This is a genomic window from Rathayibacter sp. AC182 (assembly GCF_979253875.1).
Window position 1 is genome coordinate 389284 of sequence record NZ_CEEDEK010000003.1, and the last position, 18168, is coordinate 407451.

An 18168-nucleotide genomic window follows, 5' to 3' on the forward strand; every position below is an offset into this window, starting at 1 on the left:
CTCAACTTCCCGACCATCGCCGGTGCCTTCGATCTGCGGCTGCAAATCGCCATGACCGTCGGCATCGTCATCGCGAGCCCGGTGTGGCTCTATCAGATCTGGGCGTTCCTCGTGCCCGGTCTCACCAAGAAGGAGATGCGGTACGGCCTCGGGTTCATCCTGACCGCGATCCCGCTCTTCTTCGCGGGCTGCGCCGCGGGCTGGTTGGTCTTCCCGCACATCGTGGAGCTGCTCACCGGGTTCACCGGTGACAACGCCGCGAGCTTCATCGATGCGAAGTACTACTACGACTTCGTCCTCAAGCTCGTCCTGATGGTCGGCATCGCCTTCGTGCTGCCGGTCTTCCTGGTGCTGCTGAACTTCCTCGGGATCCTGCCCGGGATGCTGATCCTGAAGTCGTGGCGCATCGCCATCATGGTCATCGTGGTCTTCACCGCCATCGCGACCCCGGCCGCCGACCCGATCTCGATGTTCCTCCTGGCCATCCCGATCATCTTCCTGTTCTTCCTCGCCTGCGGGATCGCGATCCTCCACGACCGGCGCGCGGCGAAGCGCATCCCGGTCTACGACGGCACCGCCTCCGACCTGCCCGCGTGAGCGAGCAGTCCCCCGCGGAGCGCTTCGCCGCCTTCCGCACCCGTCAGGGCCACGCGAGGGTCGAGTCGTTCCGCTCGACCCTCGCCTTCGACCTCGATCCGTTCCAGTACGAGGCGTGCAGCGCGCTCGACGACGGGCGCAGCGTGCTCGTCGCGGCGCCCACGGGCGCGGGCAAGACCGCGGTGGCGGAGTTCGCGATCCACCTCGCGATGCAGGACCCGACGGCGAAGGTCTTCTACACGACGCCGATGAAGGCGCTCAGCAACCAGAAGTTCCAGGAGTTCGTCGAGGACTACGGGGCCTCCGAGGTCGGACTCCTCACGGGGGACTCGAACATCAACGCGCGCGCCCGCGTGGTCGTCGCGACGACAGAGGTGCTGCGCAACATGCTCTACGCCGATTCCGATCTGCTGCGCGACCTCGCCTACGTCGTCATGGACGAGGTGCACTACCTCGCCGACCGCTTCCGCGGGGCGGTATGGGAGGAGGTCATCATCCACCTCCCGCAGCGGGTGCGGCTGGTGTCGCTGAGCGCCACCGTCTCGAACGCCGAGGAGTTCGGCGACTGGCTGCAGACCGTGCGCGGCGAGACCGAGGTCATCGTGTCGGAGGAGCGGCCCGTGCCGCTCGACCAGCACGTGCTCGTCGGCGGCAAGCTGGTCCGACCTCTTCGACTCGTCCGGGCGTGCAGCGACCAACCGGGTCAACCCCGAGCTGGCGAGAATGGCCCAGGGCGGCTCCCGCGTCGAGCGGGGCGGGCGCGGGGGCCCGCGCGCCCGCGGCCGCGGGCGGTTCGCCGACACCCGCCCGGCCGAGGAGCTCGTGCCGCGCTCCGAGGTGGTCGAGATCCTCGAGGGCAAGAACCTGCTCCCGGCCATCTTCTTCGTCTTCAGCCGGGCCGGCTGCGACCAGGCGGTCCGGCAGGTCCTCCGCTCCGGTGTCCGTCTCACCGAGCGGCACGAGCGCGACGAGATCCGCGCGATCGTCGAGGAGCGGTGCCGCACCATCCGCGACGAGGACCTCCGTGCTCGGGTACTGGGAGTGGCTCGACGGCCTGCAGCGCGGCGTCGCCGCCCACCACGCGGGCATGCTGCCCGCGTTCAAGGAGGTCGTGGAGGAGCTCTTCCTCCGCAAGCTCGTCCGGGTGGTCTTCGCGACCGAGACGCTCGCCCTCGGCATCAACATGCCGGCGCGCACGGTCGTGCTCGAGAAGCTCGAGAAGTTCAACGGCGAGGCGCGCGTGCCGATCACTCCGGGTGAGTACACGCAGCTGACCGGCCGCGCCGGTCGCCGCGGGATCGACGTCGAGGGGCACTCCGTCATCCAGTGGCGGGCCGGGATGAACCCGCAGGCGGTCGCCTCCCTCGCCTCCCGCCGCACCTACCCGCTCAACTCGAGCTTCCGTCCCAGCTACAACATGGCCTGCAACCTGATCGAGCAGTTCGGCCGCACGCGCACCCGCGAGATCCTCGAGTCGTCGTTCGCGCAGTTCCAGGCCGACCGCTCCGTCGTCGACCTCGCCCGCCGGGTGCGACAGCAGGAGGAGTCGCTCGCGGGGTACGTGACCGCGATGCAGTGCCACCTCGGCGACTTCGAGCAGTACGCGGCGATCCGCCGCGAGATCGGCGAGCTCGAGCGCCGGGGCGCCGTCCGCGGTGAATCGGCCTCGCACGCCGAGCGCGAGAAGCGTCAGGGCCAGCTGAACTCCCTACGCCGCCGGATGAAGGCCCATCCGTGCCACGCCTGCTCCGATCGCGAGCAGCACGCCCGCTGGGCCGAGCGCTGGTGGAAGCTCCGCCGGGAGACGGACGAGATCGAGCGTCAGATCCGCTCGCGGACCGGTGCCGTCGCGAAGGTCTTCGACCGGATCACCGAGGTGCTCCTCGAGCTGGGGTACTTCCGCCGCGACGAGGCCGGCGAGCTCTCGCTGACTCCGAACGGGCGGACGCTGCGCCGGATCTACGGCGAGCGGGACCTCCTGGTCGCCGAGTGCCTCCGCAAGCAGGCCTGGACGGAGCTCGACCCCGCGGGGCTCGCCGCCATGGCCTGCTGCCTCGTCTTCGAGCCGCGACGCGAGGAGGGCACGCTCAACGAGAAGTTCCTGCCGCGCGGCGAGTTCCCCGAGGCGCTCGAGAAGACGCAGCTGCTGTGGGCGCGCCTCGACGACGTCGAGCGCGACCACCAGCTGCCCGGCAGCAACCCGATCTCGACGAGTCTCGCGCTCGCCATGAACATGTGGGCCAGGGGGATGCCGCTGGACGCGGTGCTGCGCGAGGCCGACATGGCCGCCGGGGACTTCGTGCGCTGGGCCAAGCAGACCATCGACCTCCTCGACCAGCTCTCGGTCGTCGCCGACGGCAAGGTCTGGGCCGTGCCGCACGCACGGCGCTCGACCTCCGTCCGCCGGGGCATCGTCGCCTACTCGACGGTCGCATGATCGCAGCGACTCCCGCGCCCCTCGGGCGCACTGGCACCGCTGTGGCCGGCAGTGATCCTCGCCGGACTCGGGGAGCGGTCCTGGATCGGGGCTTCCCGGACACCGACCTCTGGCCGCTCGCGATCCTCGGTGCCGCGGCGATCCTCTTCGCCCTGGCCGGCCAGGGCTTCTGGAGCGGGGCCCTGGTCGGCCTCGTCGGCGGCGGCGTCTTCTGGGGCGTGCACATAGAGTGGCTGACGCTCTACCTCGGCCCGGTCCCGTGGCTCGCTCTCGCCGGTCTTCAGGCGATCTTCTTCGCCCTGTCGGCGGGGCTCATGGCGATGCTCTCGACCCGCGGGCACCGGGTCTGGACCGGTCCGCTCGGGCGGATGGTCGGCATCCCCGCCCTGCTGGCCGCTCTCTGGGCGGGACGCGAGACGATCACGAGCGTCTGGCCGTACGGCGGCTTCGCCTGGGGGCGGCTCGCGCTCTCGCAGTCGACGGGTCCGCTCGCCGATCTCGCGGCGTGGGTGGGCTTCACCGGGCTGAGCTTCGTGGTCGCCTTCCTCGCGGCCGTGCTCGCGCAGGCGGTGCGCGAGATCACCGTGCCCGCGAGTGCGCGGGTCGCGACGGTGGCCGGTTTCGCGATCGCCGCGCTCGTCTTCCCGGCGTGGCCGGCGCCGACCGACGGCACGACGCGGATCGCCGCGATCCAGGGCGACTCCGACGCCGGGCTCTTCTCGGCGAGCTATCGGGGGCAGATCCTGGAGGATCACACCTCGGCCACCCTGCCGGTCCTCGAGGAGGACGTCGACATGGTCGTCTGGCCCGAGAACGGGGTCGACATCGACCCGACCAGGAACGCCCAGTCCGCCGCCGTGCTCGACTACCTCAGCCGCACCATGGACGCGCCCTTCATCGTCGGGACCATCACGAATCCCGAGGAGGACGTCTTCTACAACAGCTCGCTGCTCTGGAAGGCGGGGGAGGGGGCGACCCAGGCCTACGACAAGGTGCACCCCGTGCCCTTCGCCGAGTACATGCCCGATCGGGCGTTCTGGCGGATGTTCGCGCCCGACCTCGTCGACCTGGTGAGCCGCGACTACTCGATCGGCACGAAGCCCAACGTCTTCGACATCGACGGTGTGCTCGCGGGCATCGCGATCTGCTTCGACATCTCGGACGACGCCCTGACCAACGCCATGATCGACGGCGACGCCGAGATCATCCTCGCGCAGACGAACAACCGCCGACTTCGGCCGCACCGACGAGAGCGTGCAGCAACTGGCCATCGCCCGGCTGCGGGCGATCGAGACGGGCCGCAGCGTGGTCAACATCTCGACGGTGGGAACGAGCGCCATCATCGCGCCCGACGGCTCGACGCTCGACTCCCTGACATGGTTCGAGCCGGGTGCCATGGTGGACGAGGTCCCCCTCGCCTCCACCACGACCCCGGCTCTCGTGTGGTCCCGGAACCTGGGCTGGTACTTCCTCGCCGCAGGTCTCGCGGGTCTGGTCTCGTTCGTCCTGCAGACGCGCGATCCCCGACCCCGGGACGCAGGTCGGCGCTAAGCGCCGATCTTGTGCTCGCCTCGACGGGCACGGAGATAGGCGAGCCGCTCCTCGAGCAGCTCCTCCAGCTCCGCACGGGTCCGGCGCTCGAGCAGCATGTCCCAGTGGGTGCGGGGAGCCTTCTGCTCTCCGCGATCCACCACGACGGGCTTCGAGTCCACCAGGAGGGTGGCCTCGTGACCGCAGGAGCGGCACTCCCAGGTCTCCGGCGCTTCGGCGTCGGCCGAGAACACCATGTCGGTGTCGTGGCCGCAGTTGGTGCAGTGATAGGTGTGCGTCGACCGCGGTGAGAAGACGACGCCTTCCTCGCTCTGCAGGCTCTGAGAGCCCAACCTCATTCCGCGCAAGCTTCGATCTGCCATTGTGTGGTCTCCTCTCGCTGTGCTCCGACAAGTGTCGACCGCGTACCTGGAGGTGGTCTTGCAGGTCCGGACCTTTGCCAGAGAACCTTCAGGTCATCGGGGTAGTTCCGGTTCCCGGCCGCGGAGGAGTCGACGGCCGCGCGAGCGAGGTCGGTCCGGTCGGTGACCAGGCCGTCCACGCCGAGGGCGAGGAGGTGCCGCATCCGCTCCGGATCGTTGATCGTCCACAGGTGGATCTCGGCTCCGGAGGCGCGCAGACGGGCGAGGACCGGGGGAGTGGCGACGCGGAGCCCGAGGGCGGACTCCGGGACCTGCAGAGCGTCGATGCCCGCGAGGGCGAGGCGCACGGGGAGCGGCGCCCCCAGGTGCGCACCGAGGAGGGCCGCGACGAACCGGGGCGCCGAGGCCGACGTCGCGACTCCCGGCAGCAGCCGCACCGCGGCGGCGCGACGCCGTTCCGAGAACGAGGTCAGCAGGACGCGATCGGCGGCCGCGGGGACGACCGACGGCGTCCGCCGTCGGGACGACGGCCTCGCGCGCTTTCACGTCGACGTTGAAGCGGGCCTGCGGTAGTCGTCGGAGCGCGTCCTCGAGGCTCACCAGGCGCTCTCCTCCCGGCAGGACCACGCGCGCCAGGTCCTCCCACCGCTCGTCGGCGATCCGGTGGACGATGCCGCTGCCGTCGAGGACCTCCGCGTCGTGCACGAGCACGGCGATGCCGTCGACAGTGGCGCGCACGTCCGTCTCGAGCAGATCCGCCCCGGCGGCGATCGCGCGCTCGAAGGACTCGAGCGTGTTGCCGATCCGGTCGGGGCCGAAGCCGCGGTGGGCGATCACGCGAGGCCGCCGTCCCTCCAGGAACGGCGGCCGTCGGTCGATCACGTTCGACGCTCTAGAAGCCCGGGGCCGGGGGAGCGGCCTCGCTGTCCTGCGCGCGGTCCGCGCGCTGGGCGTTCTGGCCGACACGCGGTGCCGATGCCCTTGAGCGCCTCGGTGAGCTCGCTCGGCACGATCCAGAGCTTGTTCGCGGTTCCCTCGGCGATCTTCGGCAGCGTCTGCAGGTACTGGTAGGCGAGCAGCTCCTTGTCGGGTCGGCCCTGGTGGATCGCCTCGAACACGGTGGTGATGGCCTTCGCCTCGCCCTCGGCGCGGAGGACGGCGGCCTTGGCGTCACCCTCGGCGGCCAGGATCGCGGCCTGACGGTGCCCCTCCGCGTTGAGGATCTGCGACTGCTTCGTGCCCTCCGCGGTGAGGATCACCGCGCGGCGATCGCGCTCGGCGCGCATCTGCTTCTCCATGGAGTCCTGGATGGAGAGCGGCGGGTCGATCGCCTTCAGCTCGACGCGACCGACGCGGATGCCCCACTTGCCGGTGGCCTCGTCGAGGACGATGCGCAGCTGGCCGTTGATGTTGTCGCGGGAGGTCAGCGCCTCCTCGAGGTTCAGCCCGCCGACGACGTTGCGCAGTGTGGTGGTCGTGAGCTGCTCGACCGCGCCGAGGTAGTTCGCGATCTCGTAGGTGGCGGCACGGGCGTCGGTCACCTGGAAGTAGACGACCGTGTCGATGGAGACGACCAGGTTGTCCTCGGTGATCACCGGCTGCGGCGGGAACGACACGACCTGCTCACGCAGATCGACCGACGGGCGCACCCGGTCGATGAACGGGATGACGAGGTTCAGACCGGGAGCAGGGTGCGGTGGTACTTGCCGAGCCGTTCGACCACGCCGGCGGTCGCCTGCGGGACGATCCGGATCGCCTTGAAGAGGACGACGAGTGCGAGGACGACGATGACCGCGACGATCACCAGTGTCACTGCGGCGGAGGGATTCACGAGCGGCTCCTTTCGGCGGGGACGACGACAGCGGTCGCGCCGTCGATGGCGGTGACGACGACGCGTTCGCCGACACCCAGTGGACGCTCCTCGACGAGGGGGGACAGTCGCGCTGTCCACGTCTCGCCGTTCACGAGCTTCACCTGACCGGGCCCGAGCCCGGCGACCACTACGCTGCCGCCGAGGCCCAGCAGGGCGTCGGCGCCGGTCGGCGCGGGGTCGCCGCCGCGGGCGAGGAGGCGGAGCAGCGGAGGCCGGACCGTGAGCAGCAGCAGCACGGCGAGGACGGCCGCGACCGGCACCTGCACCCAGAAGGGTGCTCCGACCAGCGCGGCCACGAGGCCGCCGACGCTTCCGACGGCGAGCATCAGGAAGGTGAACTCGAGGGTGATCGTCTCGACGACCACGAAGATCAGGATCAGTGCGAGCCAGAGGATCCACGCGTACTGCATCACGGCGTCCATGCCGGGTGCTCCTTCCCCTCGACGAGCGGTTCCACGCTAACAAGGACGCCGGAGAACGGGCTGGGAGGGGAGGGGCCGTGTGGAGGGCCCGTTCGGTAGGATCGCCTGTCGGGGCTCCGGCCCGACATCGTGCCCGCTCCGGTCTTCGCGCCGGCGTCCTGGAGGAACTCCTCGTGCCCAACCCCCTCGCTCCCGGCTCGCTCGACGGCAAGCGCGTCCTCGTCACCGGCTCGTCCCGCGGCATCGGCGCCGACACGGTCCGGTACTTCGCCGAGGCCGGTGCCCGCGTCGTCGTGAACTACCGCTCGAAGGCGCCGCGCGCGAACAAGCTCGTCGATCAGATCGTCGCAGCGGGAGGATCCGCGTTCGCCGTCGGCGCCGACCTCACGGACGAGCAGTCGCGTGCCGACCTGTTCGCCCGCATCCGCGAGGAACTCGGCGGTCTCGACGTGCTCGTGCTGAACGCGCCTCCGGCGGGATGGAGAGCAACATGGGGGAGGACTACGCCATGGTCCTCAACCGCGACTCCCAGGTCGCCACGCTGGAGGCGGCGCTGCCGCTGCTGGGCGAGGGGATCCCGCGTCGTCTTCGTGACCAGCCACCAGGCCCACTTCATCCGCTCGACGCCGACCATGCCCGAGTACGAGCCGGTCGCCCTGTCCAAGCGCGCCGGCGAGGACGCCCTGCGCGACCGCATCCCGGAGCTCGCGGAGCGCGGGATCGACTTCGTCGTCGTCTCGGGGGACATGATCGAGGGCACGATCACGGCGACCCTGCTCGAGCGCTCGAACCCGGGAGCCATCCAGCTCGCGCCGCGAGTCGGCGGGCAAGCTCTACAACGTGGGCGAGTTCGCGGCCGAGGTCGCTCTGGCGGCCGTCGACCCGATCCCGACGGAGAACACTCGGCTCGTGGGCGACACCTCGGACTTCGTCCAGGCATGAGCGTCCGGGCTGTCGGCTGACTCCCAGCTTCGCGCGGCGGCGCCGAGTCCTTCCCGCGATCGATGTCTGCAGGTTCTGACGCGCGCCGGTGACCGCGAGGCGCTCCAGGCGCTCCCGTCTTCTGTCAGGGCCGGATCGCTCCGCCGGCGGTCGCACGATCCTGATTCGGGGCGTTCGCGAGACCATGTCGAGGTGCTCGAAGTGCTGTTCGTCGAGGAACAGACGGGTGGGGACGCACCGTCACGACAGCCGCTCTCGAGCGTTTCTTTGACATCCGATAATGCACATTATGTCAGTTCGTTGTGCGCCCGATGCACGAACAGGGTCCCCTGCTACAAGTCAGCGAGTGAGATGCGCTCGACGAAGTGACGCCTACCGGGCCGTTCTTGGCGTGGAGGCGCGCGAACACGATGCCCCCATCGGCGCCGGAGAAGCTTCGCGCTCCTCGATGAGCGAGAGGACATAAGCTCGCACACATGGCAGTCGGCGCAGTGATGTACAACTTCGCGATACAGCTGGCTGATGTGGACCGCGGCGTCTACGAAGACATCACGCTGCGGGCCGCTCGGCACCCTTCCGAGACCGACGCCTACATGATGACGCGCGTGCTCGCGTACTGCCTCGAATACGTGGAGGGGATCACCTTCAGCGAGGGGATCTCGTCGACGGCGACCGAGCCGGCGGTGCTGGTCCGTGATCTCACCGGCCGGCTGACCACGTGGATCGAGGTGGGCGCGCCGGATGCCGAGCGACTGCACTTCGGCAGCAGGCTGGCCGACCGCACGACGGTCTACACGCATCGCAACCCGGAGAAGGTGATCGCGGCGTGGTCGGGCAAGCGAGTCCACCAGCTCGAGCAGATCACCGTGCAGAGCTTCGACCACGGGTTCCTGGATGCCGCGGTCGCGGTACTCGAAGCGCCGCAACACGCTGACCGTGTCGGTCGTCGAGGGGCAGCTGTATCTCGAGTTCAACGGCGTGACGTCGAGCAGCGCCGTCCACGTGCATCAGCCGGGCTGAGGCGACGCGAGAGGGCGCTCAGCGTTGCGGGAGCATGCTCGCTGTTGGCTGTGGCGACGGGAAGCTGTTCGGCATCGTAGAGAGCGAGTGCCGCCTCGACGCCCCGCTCCGAGACTGGGGGTGGCGGCTAGCGAGAAAGCATCTCCCGCCGCCTTCGCTGCATCGCCGACCTTTCTCCCCCGGTGCCTGATCAACCGTAGGCAAGGTCGTGCAGAAGGAGTTCGACGCCGGTCGAACTGCGCACCCGCATCAGAGCAATGTCCAGCAGCACCGGCAGGCACCCGCGGGCAGCGCCCTGAAACCAGGGGACGTTCCGATCCGCGCGGTGCGCAACGTGCCTTCGACGAATGTCGGAGGAGGTGTCGGCTGGCGTTCCTCCCGGAAGGTTCTGGCTCGGTCGTGACGTCGCGACCGTGCTGATCCGCAGCTCGGACGGGTCCTCGAGGGTCGTGAGGAACTCCCTCCTGTCTGACAAGCCCACCATCGTTCTCGTCCACGGTGCCTTCGCGGACGCCGCCAGCCAGGCGCCCGTGACCCTCCGCCTCCTCGGCGAGGGCTACGGGGTGGCAGCCGCACGCGATGACTGCGGCGGCGCGCGTCGATCGCGTCGTTCGACGCACTGCGCGGGCCCAGCGGATCCCCCAGTCGTTCACGAGTCGCCCCACATATCGCTGAGTATCGTTCGGAGAAACGGAGGTCATCATGAACACGTCATCTTCCTCGACCGGCGGCTTCGGCACCGGCAACCCCATCGACAGCATCTGGCAGGCCATGGAGCAGGCGCGCTCGAGCTTCGAGAAGCGCGTCGGAACGCGCGTCGGCCGCGGCGACGTCCGCGCCGCCGTGCTCGCCCTGCTCGCGGAGCAGCCCATGCACGGCTACCAGATCATCCACGAGATCGAGGAGCGCAGCGGCGGCGAGCTGGAAGCCCAGCCCCGGCTCGGTCTACCCCACCCTGCAGCTCCTGGCGGACGAGGGCCTGATCTCGGCCGACGAGTCGAACAGCCGCAAGACCTACTCGCTCACCGAGGCCGGTCACGCCCAGGTCGCGGCATCCGGAACCGGCTCGCCCTTCTCGGAGGGCGACCAGGTCGAGGCGGGAGCACTGCCGAAGGCCGGCATCGCGCTGGCCCAGGCCGCCGCTCAGGTCCAGCGCTCCGGCACCCCTGCCCAGATCCGGCAGGCCGTGACCGAGCTCGAGGACGTGCGCCGCCGCCTGTACGCGATCCTCGCGCAGGACTGACCCGGGTGTCGTCGGTCAGCCCGGGTCCGAAGTGACCCGGGCCGCCGAGCGAGCGGTGAGCGGCGGCGCTACCGCCGCATCCTGCGTTTCGCCGCCTGGCACCTCGCGGTGACCTGGTGGTTCGATCTCGTCCTCCCCCGGTTCGGGCTGTCGGTGATCGCACTGCGCACCCGCCCCGCCCGGATGCGGCGCTTCGCGCGGAGCTTCCACGTGCTCGCGGTCGAGCTGGGCGGGCTGATGATCAAGGTCGGGCAGTTCATGTCGTCGCGCCTGGACGTGCTGCCGCCGGAGATCACGCGCGAGCTCGAGGGGCTCCAGGACGAGGTGCCGCCGGTGCCGTTCCCGAGGATCGGGCTCTCGCCGAAGCGGAGCTAGGGATGCCGCTGGAGCGCGCCTTCGCGCAGGTCGACGAGTCCCCGGTGGCCGCGGCGTCGCTGGGGCAGGCCCACCGCGCGTCTCTCCGCTCTGGACTCGGGAGGCACCGGGCACAGCACGGCGATCGTCAAGGTGCAGCGTCCCGGCATCGACGCGATCGTCGACGTCGACCTCGCCGCCCTGCGCCGGGTCGGTCGGTGGCTCACCCACGTGCGCCTCGTCTCGGACCGCGTCGATGCTCCCGCACTCGTCGAGGAGTTCGCGGCGACCAGCCTCGAGGAGATCGACTACCTGCGCGAGGCCGCCAACTCGGTCCGCTTCGCCGCGGACTTCGCCGACGACCCGCGGGTGAGCGTGCCGGACGTCGTCTGGGGCGGTCGACCCGCAAGGTCCTCACCCTGCAGGACGTCACGGCCGTCAAGATCACCGACGCCGACGGACTGCGCGACGCGGGCATCGACCCCCGCGACGTCGCCCCCGTCTTCGCCGCGGTCATGTTCGATCAGCTCTTCACCACCGGCTGGTTCCACGCCGATCCGCACCCGGGCAACGTCTTCGTCACTCCGACTCCCGACGGGGAGCTCCCGTGGAAGCTGACCTTCATCGACTTCGGCATGATGGGCGAGGTGCCGCCCACGACCAGGGCGGGCCTGCGGGCGATGCTGATCGCCGCCGCCTCCCGCGACGGCAAGGGCCTCGTCGACGCCGCGCGCGACGTCGGCGTGCTCCTACCCTCGGCCGACTCCCGCGAGCTCGAGCGCGCCATGACCCAGCTGTTCGCGCGGTTCGGGGGCATGGGCTTCGCGGAGCTGCGCGAAGTGGATCCGCGGGAGTTCAAGGAGTTCGCCGTGCAGTTCGGCGACGTGGTGCGCTCCCTCCCGTTCCAGCTGCCGGAGAACTTCCTGCTGATCATCCGCGCCATGTCGTTGACGTCCGGCGTGTGCAGCGCGCTCGATCCCGCCTTCAACCTGTGGGACTCGGTGGAGCCCTACGCGCAGCGGCTGATCCGGGAGGAGCGCGGCAACGTCGTGCAGGATCTCGGTCGGCAGGCCGTCGACAACCTCGACTCTGCTCTGGCGCCTGCCGCGCCGCCTCGACGCGCTCGCCTCGACGCTCGAGGACGGGACGCTCGCCGTCACGGTGCCGAGCGTGGAGCGGCGGCTGAACCGCCTCGACGCGACGGTGCGCCGAGTGGTCTCGGCGGTGCTGTTCGCGGGGCTGCTGATCGGCGGGGCCGTGGTCCGGCCCGACGACGCGGTCCTCGGCTCGGTGCTGATGATCGTCTCGGTCGCGCCGCTGCTGCACGCGCTGTTCTCGGGACGTCGCGCCGCCTGAGGCGCTCCTCCAGTGCCGCTGCGCTCCCTGGGCGCGACCGGTCCCGCTAGGGTGACCGGTCGGGCCCGTCGGGGACCGGTCAGGGGGCGGGTGTGGACACGCTGAGTGCGGTCGTGCTGCTGGTCGTCGCCGTCGGGGCGGTGTGCCAGATCGTCTCGGGAGTCGGATTCGCCCTCGTCACCTCCTCCCTGCTCGTCCTCGCGCTCGGACACGATCGGGGCGTCCGCACCGTGCTCCTGCTGTCGATCCTCCTGAACGTCGTGGTGCTCGTCCGCTCCTTCCGGCATGTGCGCGCCGCCGACGCGCTGCGACTCCTCGTGCCCGCAGCGCTCCTGATCGTGCCGGCCGTCCTGCTCTCGAACGCGTTCCGGCCCGCCGTGCTGGCGGTGGTCGCGGGTGCCGTCATCCTGCTCGCCACCGGCCTGGTCGCGGCCGGACGCGCCCTCCCCTTCCTCGACGGAGCACGAGGGGCGGTTCTGGCGGGTGCGCTGAGCGGGGTGTTCACGGTACTGGCGGGTGCAGGCGGCCCTCGGTCGCCCTCTTCGCCGCGCAGCGGCAGTGGCCGCCCGCGGTGGCGAGCGCCACGCTCCAGGCCTTCGCGCTGCCCCTGAACGTCCTGACGCTGCTGGTGCTCGGTCCGACCGCGGACGACCTGCCCGGGCTGGGCTGGGCGTTCGCGGGTCTCGCCCTCGGCGCCCTGGCAGCCCTGCTCCTGGCCCGACGGGTCCCGGCCGCCGCCGTGCGGCGCCTCACTCTCGCGGTGGCCGCTCTCGGCGGGGCCGCCCTGGTCGTCGGAGGGCTCGCAGGCGCTGCCTGAGCCGGGCCGATCGGATCCTCACAGCACTCTTGACACCTTCTGGCGCGGGGCATACTTTATCGATACACGAAACGCCTGTATCGATACAGGCACCGGAGCACGAAGGAGTGCGATGACCGGCACGACCGCGAGGACCTCCTCGTCACCCCTGGAGCGTTTCCTCGCCGATCCGTCGCTCGTCGTCTCCGGCGGGCGATGGCACCCGTTCCCGACGACGGACGGGATCCAGGACTGGGGGGCGAGCGCCTTCCGCTGCTACTCCTCCCCCGATCTCGTCGACTGGACCGACGACGGCGAGATCCTGCGTCTGGGACGGGACGTGTCCTGGGCGGACTCCTTCGCCTGGGCGCCCGCAGCACTCGAGGCTGACGGGACGCACTACCTGTTCTTCACCGCCGACAACAGCATCGGAGTGGCGCGCGCCTCCGACCCCGCCGGTCCCTACGTCGACCTCGGCGCCCCCCTGGTGCGCGCGGGGAGGTTCGCCGGAACGAGCATCGACCCGTCGGTGTTCGTGGACGACGACGAGAGCGGTCTACCTGCTGTGGGGCAATTCGGTGGCGCACATCGTGCGTCTCGGCCAGGACCTCGTGTCGTTCGACGAGGACGACGTGCACTCCTGGGTCCCCACGGGCTTCCGCGAGGCGGCGCACCTGCACCGCAGGGGCGACTCCTACTTCCTCACCTGGTCCGAGAACGACACCCGGGAGGAGGACTACCGGGTGCGCTGGGCGTTCGGTCCGAGCCCGTTCGGTCCGTGGACGGATGGCGGCGTCCTGCTCGAGAAGAACACGGCGGAGGGGATCCTGGCCACCGGCCACCACACCGTCTGCCGCGTCCCGGGAACGGACGACTGGGTCATCGCGTACCACCGCTTCGCAGTCCCCGACGGCGACGGCGTGCACCGCGAGATCGTCTTCGACCTCCTCCAGCACGACGGCGACGCCCTCGTGCCCGTCGTCCCCCGCCATGCCCACCTCCGGATCCCCCTGCCGGGCTCCTCCTCCCGACTCCACCCCTCCACCCACCCTCATCGAACAGAGGAAATGCAATGTCGCATCGCCCCCACTCCCGCCGCCCTCCGCGCGGCCGCTCTATCCGTCGCCGCGGCGAGCGCTCTCGCCCTGACCGCCTGCGGCTCCGCCGGCGCCGATTCCGGGAAGACGCAGCTCAGCTTCTTCTCCTGGGACAACGAGGCCACGATGACCCCGGTCATCGAGGCGTTCGAGGCCGAGAACCCGGACATCGCGATCGAGTTCTCGAACGCTCCCCCTGTCGCCGAGTACATCTCGACGCTCCAGACGCGCCTCGCGGGAAACAGCGCCGCCGACGTCTTCGTCATCGCCGCCGAGAACAAGACGAACCTCATCGAGGGCGGTTTCGTGAAGGACCTCACCGACGAGCCGTTCATGGCCGACATGTCGCCATACAACACCGAGACGTACAGCAGCGACGGCAAGGCGTACGGCATGTCGACCTCGTCGTGGGCCGGCGGGATCCTGGTCAACCGGGCCCTGCTCGACGCAGCCGGAGTGACCGAGGTCCCGGCCGACTGGGACGGCTTCCTCGACGTGGTGGAGACCGTGAAGGACACGGGGGTCGTTCCGTACTACGACTCGGCGACGCAGATCCCGATGGGCCTCTCGGCCATGGTCGGCTCGGCCGACGCGGAGCAGGGCGGGAACGTCGACGAGGCGATCTTCGACGAGGAGCGCTCAGTTCGGCGACCTGTGGAACGAGCCGCTCACCGCCTGGAGCGAGCTGCTGAGCCGCGGGCTGATGAGCCAGGACGTCGTCAGCCTCACCGGCGATCAGATCGTGGACGAGTTCGCGAACGGCCGGGTGGCGATGATCGCCGCCGGCCCCTGGAACCTCCCCGCCGTGCGCGAGAAGGCGCCGGACCTCGACGTCGTCTTCGCGCCCTTCCCCACCCTCGACGGAGCGGGCTACTGGGCGGGCGCCGCGTCGCCCGGCTTCGCCATCAACGCCAAGACCGACCACGAGGCGGAGGCGGAGGCGTTCCTGAGCTTCCTCGGCAGCGAGGAGGGCGTCCGCATCTACCAGGAGGGCACCTCGGCGCTGACCACCACCGGCAACTACACCCCGGTCGTCGATCCGGCGCTCGAGCCGAACCTCGCGGGGCTGCAGGCGGGGCGCTTCTACCTCCCCTCGATCGCCTGGCCCCGGGAGCAGGACGCCCTGAGCACCGAGGCGGTGGCGCAGATCCAGCTGCTGGCTCAGGGCCAGTCCTCCCCCGAGGACGTCTCCGCAGCGCTGCAGGCGCGTCTCGAGTCGCAGGACTGAGGGCGCGGCCCGGCTCCGGCCGGGCCCGCTCTCCGCGAACGGAGGATCCGTGTCCACTCTCACCGCCCCGCGCCGAGGCCCCGCCCTCGCCCTGCGCCGCCGCATCGACCCGCTGCGCCGGCGGGAGACCGTCAGCACGAGTCTCTTCCTCGTGCCGATCGTCCTCGTCTTCGTCCTGCTGTTCGCCGTGCCGCTGGCCCAGTCCTTCTACTTCAGCCTCACGGACTTCGACGGCTACTCGGTCGACTCCGACTTCGTCGGTCTGGCCAACTACGTCAGCATCTTCCGCGATCCCGCGATGCTCGCGGGGCTGGTCTTCACCCTCACCTACAGTCTCGGGACCACCGTCCTGGTGACAGCGCTGGCCATCCCGCTGGCGCTCGTCCTCAACCGGCCCTTCGTGGGGCGGGGGCCGTCCGGGCGATCCTGTTCTTCCCTGCGATCCCGAGCATCGCGATCCTGGGCCTGGTCTGGGGCCTGATCCTCTCGCCCCTCGGCTCCGGAGCGATCAACCGTGTCCTGGACGCGGTCGCCGGGCTCGGACCCGTGCCGTGGCTCTCGAACGGCGCGCTCGCCCAACTGTCGGTGATCATCGTCGGCGTCTGGTCGAGCACCGGCTGGCACGCGATCCTGTACCTCGCCTACCTCCAGTCGATCCCCGAGGACTACTACGAGGTCGCCCGGATCGACGGGGCGTCGGCCCCGCGCCGGTTCTTCTCGATCACGCTCCCCCTCCTCGCCCCCGCGGTGACGGTGAGCACGCTGCTCCTGATGACGGGCGGGCTGAAGGTCTACGACCTCCCGTTCACCCTGACCAAGGGCGGACCGGGCTTCTCGACCTACACCATCACGCAGTCGATCATCCAGAACGGTGTCGCTCAGGCGCAGTTCGGCAAGGCCTCGGCTCTCGCCGTCGTCTTCCTCCTCGTCGTCGGGTCGATCGTCGCCGTTCAGCTGCTCATCTCGCGCCGCTTCGAGGAGAGGACCTCATGACCTCCACCGCCGTCTCGCTCCCGTCGGCTCCCCCGGCCGGGGATCCGCCCGCCGCCGCCCGTCGTCGGCGACGCACCGCGGCCCAGCGCCGTCGGGGCTGGAGCAGTGCGCTGACGAGCATCGGGATGCTCGCCCTGGCCGCCGTGGTCGGCGCACCCTTCTACTACATCGTCGTCAGCACCCTGAAGACGCAGCAGGAGGTGCTCGAGCGATCCGTTCGCGCTGCCGAGCACCCTCGACCTCGGCAACTACGCCGACGTGTTCGCCTCCGTCCCGATCGTCGGCGCGTTCGCGAACACCTTCTACCTCACGGTCGTGTCCGTCGCGCTGATGCTCGTGGTGGGATCAATGGCGGCCTACGCCATGCTGCTGCGGACGACGGTCCTCACCCGGATCGTCTCGGTGGTGCTGATCATCGCCTTCCTCGTCCTGGGTCAGGCGACCCTCATCCCGCTGTACCGCCTGCTCGCGAACGCGGGGCTCGTCGACAGCCTCGAGGGGCTCATCCTGCTCTACTCGGCGGGCTCGATCTTCTGCTACTTCCTCATCCAGGGCTACATGAAGTCGCTGCCGCTCGAGATCTTCGAGGCCGCGCGGATCGACGGCGCGGGTCCGTGGCAGATCTACTGGCGGATCGTGCTGCCGCTGATCCGCCCGATCCTGATCACCGTCGGGGTCTTCCAGACGATGTGGGTGTGGAACGACTTCATCACGCCGAACGTCTTCATCAGCTCGCCCGAGAAGCAGACCCTCGTCCTGCAGGTGTACAAGGCGGTCGGTCAGTTCGGGGTGAACTGGCCCGCGTTCCTGACGCTCAGCGTCGTCGTGCTCCTGCCGATGGTCGTGTTCTTCATCGCGATGCAGAAGCACATCGTGGGAGGCCTGGTCTCGGGCAGCGTGAAGGGGTGAGCGGCTTCCTGCTCGCCCACTTCCTCCCGGGTGCGGACGGCGAGGCGGTGCGGTTCGCCGTGAGCGAGGACGAGACGCCTCACGCGTTCCTCCCGCTGCCGATCGAGCCGCTGCGGTCCGCGATCGGAACGGGCGGTGCGCGCGACCCCTTCCTGGTCCGCGACGCCGCCTCCGGTCGCGCCGTCCTCCTCGCCACCGACCTGCGGACCGCGGAGGAGGCCGACTGGCACTGCGCCGTGCGGAACGGGAGCCGGTCGATCCTGGTCTGGCGGTCCGCCGACCTCGTGACATGGAGCGACCCCGCGCTGAGGAGGGTGGCGCCGGCGGCTGCGGGCAACCGCGTGGGCCCCGAAGGCGTACTGGAGTGCGGACCGCGACCGCTGGCTGGTCTTCTTCTCCTCGGCTCTTTTCGACCCGGAGTCGGACCGCATCGAAGCGGCGCACCAGCGGATCCTCGTCTCGGAGACGAGGGACTTCGAGAGCTTCACCTCGGCGCGGACCGCGCTGGACACCGGGCGCGACGCGATCGATGCGGCGTTCCTCGAGGACGGCGACGGCTGGCTCCGCTTCACGGTGGAGACCCCGCCCGGGTCGGACTCGACCTCCGTCTCCCTCGCGCAGGGCCCGGCGCTCGAGGGCGCCTTCGAGACGGTGCGCACGGGCATCGGCAGCCCCGAGCTCGCCCGCGGTGAGGGCCCGGCGCTCGCGCGCTCGCCCGACGGTTCGAGGACCTGGCTCCTGATCGACGAGTTCGGGATGCGCGGCTACCGCTTGTTCTCGTCGTCGGACCCCGGCAGCGGAGTGTTCGAGCCCGTGCCCGGTGCTCGGCTGCCGCCCGCCGCGCCGGCACGGATCGCTCCTCGCCCTCGACGACGACGAGGCCGCCCCGGCTCCGCGCCCTGCTGCCGTGATCGGGCCCGCGTTCGTGGCAAGCTCGACGAGGAGGAGGTGCGTCATGGTGACCATCCACGACGTCGCGAAAGAGGCC

Annotated in this window: 12 protein-coding genes and 10 pseudogenes; 17 read left to right on the forward strand and 5 right to left on the reverse strand. The window is 70.3% G+C overall.

Annotated elements, in window-relative coordinates; all coding sequences use genetic code 11:
* Positions 1–51 precede the first annotated feature (51 nt).
* From tatC to lnt, 3 genes and pseudogenes are all read left to right on the forward strand, one after another.
* The gene (gene tatC / locus AC0CII_RS04965) at positions 52–597 is read left to right on the forward strand and encodes a twin-arginine translocase subunit TatC (RefSeq protein ID WP_465228785.1); all 546 of its coding nucleotides are present in this window, start codon (positions 52–54) and stop codon (positions 595–597) included.
* A pseudogene (locus AC0CII_RS04970) lies at positions 594–3034 on the forward strand (DEAD/DEAH box helicase). Before tatC ends, AC0CII_RS04970 begins: the two are co-directional and overlap by 4 nt.
* A pseudogene (gene lnt, locus AC0CII_RS04975) lies at positions 3031–4227 on the forward strand (apolipoprotein N-acyltransferase); the annotation flags it as partial. The pseudogenes AC0CII_RS04970 and lnt, both read left to right, overlap by 4 nt.
* 354 nt (positions 4228–4581) lie before the next feature.
* On the opposite strand, the gene AC0CII_RS04980 reads toward lnt, so the two are convergent.
* From AC0CII_RS04980 to AC0CII_RS05000, 5 genes and pseudogenes are all read right to left on the reverse strand, one after another.
* Positions 4582–4947, reverse strand: coding sequence for an RNA polymerase-binding protein RbpA (locus AC0CII_RS04980; protein WP_207402556.1), 366 nt, complete (start codon positions 4945–4947; stop codon positions 4582–4584).
* A complete protein-coding gene (locus AC0CII_RS04985; protein WP_465229051.1) occupies positions 4920–5384 on the reverse strand; it encodes a glycerophosphodiester phosphodiesterase family protein in 465 nt (154 codons plus the stop codon). Before AC0CII_RS04985 ends, AC0CII_RS04980 begins: the two co-directional genes overlap by 28 nt.
* A gap of 163 nt (positions 5385–5547) precedes the next feature.
* Positions 5548–5913, reverse strand: a pseudogene (locus AC0CII_RS04990) (glycerophosphodiester phosphodiesterase); the annotation flags it as partial.
* A pseudogene (locus AC0CII_RS04995) lies at positions 5826–6754 on the reverse strand (SPFH domain-containing protein). The pseudogenes AC0CII_RS04990 and AC0CII_RS04995, both read right to left, overlap by 88 nt.
* A 20-nt stretch (positions 6755–6774) precedes the next feature.
* Positions 6775–7242 (reverse strand): NfeD family protein, encoded by a 468-nt coding sequence (locus AC0CII_RS05000; protein ID WP_465225845.1) that lies wholly within the window; start codon positions 7240–7242, stop codon positions 6775–6777.
* 173 nt (positions 7243–7415) lie between these two features.
* Between AC0CII_RS05000 and AC0CII_RS05005 the strand changes: the two genes are divergently transcribed.
* The 14 genes and pseudogenes from AC0CII_RS05005 to AC0CII_RS05070 all read left to right on the forward strand — a co-directional run bounded on the left by AC0CII_RS05005 (position 7416) and on the right by AC0CII_RS05070 (position 17872).
* Positions 7416–8204 (forward strand): SDR family oxidoreductase, encoded by a 789-nt coding sequence (locus AC0CII_RS05005; RefSeq protein ID WP_465228786.1) that lies wholly within the window; start codon positions 7416–7418, stop codon positions 8202–8204.
* Positions 8205–8660: 456 nt separating this feature from the next.
* Positions 8661–9204, forward strand: a pseudogene (locus tag AC0CII_RS05010) (YaeQ family protein).
* Positions 9205–9668: 464 nt separating this feature from the next.
* A pseudogene (locus tag AC0CII_RS05015) lies at positions 9669–9770 on the forward strand (alpha/beta hydrolase); the annotation flags it as partial.
* A 136-nt stretch (positions 9771–9906) separates the two neighbouring features.
* A pseudogene (locus AC0CII_RS05020) lies at positions 9907–10447 on the forward strand (PadR family transcriptional regulator).
* Positions 10448–10525: 78 nt separating this feature from the next.
* Positions 10526–12157, forward strand: a pseudogene (locus AC0CII_RS05025) (ABC1 kinase family protein).
* Positions 12158–12249: 92 nt separating this feature from the next.
* The gene (locus tag AC0CII_RS05030; RefSeq protein ID WP_465228787.1) at positions 12250–12768 is read left to right on the forward strand and encodes a hypothetical protein; all 519 of its coding nucleotides are present in this window, start codon (positions 12250–12252) and stop codon (positions 12766–12768) included.
* The gene (locus AC0CII_RS05035; RefSeq protein ID WP_465228788.1) at positions 12729–12974 is read left to right on the forward strand and encodes a hypothetical protein; all 246 of its coding nucleotides are present in this window, start codon (positions 12729–12731) and stop codon (positions 12972–12974) included. Before AC0CII_RS05030 ends, AC0CII_RS05035 begins: the two co-directional genes overlap by 40 nt.
* Before the next feature lie 112 nt (positions 12975–13086).
* Positions 13087–13443, forward strand: a pseudogene (locus AC0CII_RS05040) (family 43 glycosylhydrolase); the annotation flags it as partial.
* Between the two features lie 121 nt (positions 13444–13564).
* Positions 13565–14572 (forward strand): annotated as a pseudogene (locus AC0CII_RS05045) (extracellular solute-binding protein); the annotation flags it as partial.
* A gap of 181 nt (positions 14573–14753) precedes the next feature.
* On the forward strand, positions 14754–15278 hold the full coding sequence (locus tag AC0CII_RS05050) for an extracellular solute-binding protein (RefSeq protein ID WP_465228789.1): 525 nt from the start codon (positions 14754–14756) through the stop codon (positions 15276–15278).
* A 49-nt stretch (positions 15279–15327) separates the two neighbouring features.
* On the forward strand, positions 15328–15759 hold the full coding sequence (locus AC0CII_RS05055; RefSeq protein WP_465228790.1) for a carbohydrate ABC transporter permease: 432 nt from the start codon (positions 15328–15330) through the stop codon (positions 15757–15759).
* On the forward strand, positions 15756–16271 hold the full coding sequence (locus tag AC0CII_RS05060; protein WP_465229052.1) for a carbohydrate ABC transporter permease: 516 nt from the start codon (positions 15756–15758) through the stop codon (positions 16269–16271). Before AC0CII_RS05055 ends, AC0CII_RS05060 begins: the two co-directional genes overlap by 4 nt.
* A gap of 258 nt (positions 16272–16529) precedes the next feature.
* Positions 16530–17180: a carbohydrate ABC transporter permease gene (locus tag AC0CII_RS05065; protein ID WP_465228791.1), complete on the forward strand. Its 651-nt coding sequence runs from the start codon at positions 16530–16532 to the stop codon at positions 17178–17180.
* Positions 17177–17872: a hypothetical protein gene (locus AC0CII_RS05070; protein ID WP_465228792.1), complete on the forward strand. Its 696-nt coding sequence runs from the start codon at positions 17177–17179 to the stop codon at positions 17870–17872. Before AC0CII_RS05065 ends, AC0CII_RS05070 begins: the two co-directional genes overlap by 4 nt.
* The last annotated feature ends 296 nt before the right edge of the window (positions 17873–18168 follow it).

Coding starts and splice junctions, on each gene's coding strand:
- tatC (WP_465228785.1), top strand. CDS start 52: ATGACCGTCGGCATCGTCATCGCGAGCCCGGTGTGGCTCTATCAGATC.
- AC0CII_RS04980 (WP_207402556.1), bottom strand. CDS start 4,947: ATGGCAGATCGAAGCTTGCGCGGAATGAGGTTGGGCTCTCAGAGCCTG.
- AC0CII_RS05000 (WP_465225845.1), bottom strand. CDS start 7,242: ATGGACGCCGTGATGCAGTACGCGTGGATCCTCTGGCTCGCACTGATC.
- AC0CII_RS05050 (WP_465228789.1), top strand. CDS start 14,754: ATGAGCCAGGACGTCGTCAGCCTCACCGGCGATCAGATCGTGGACGAG.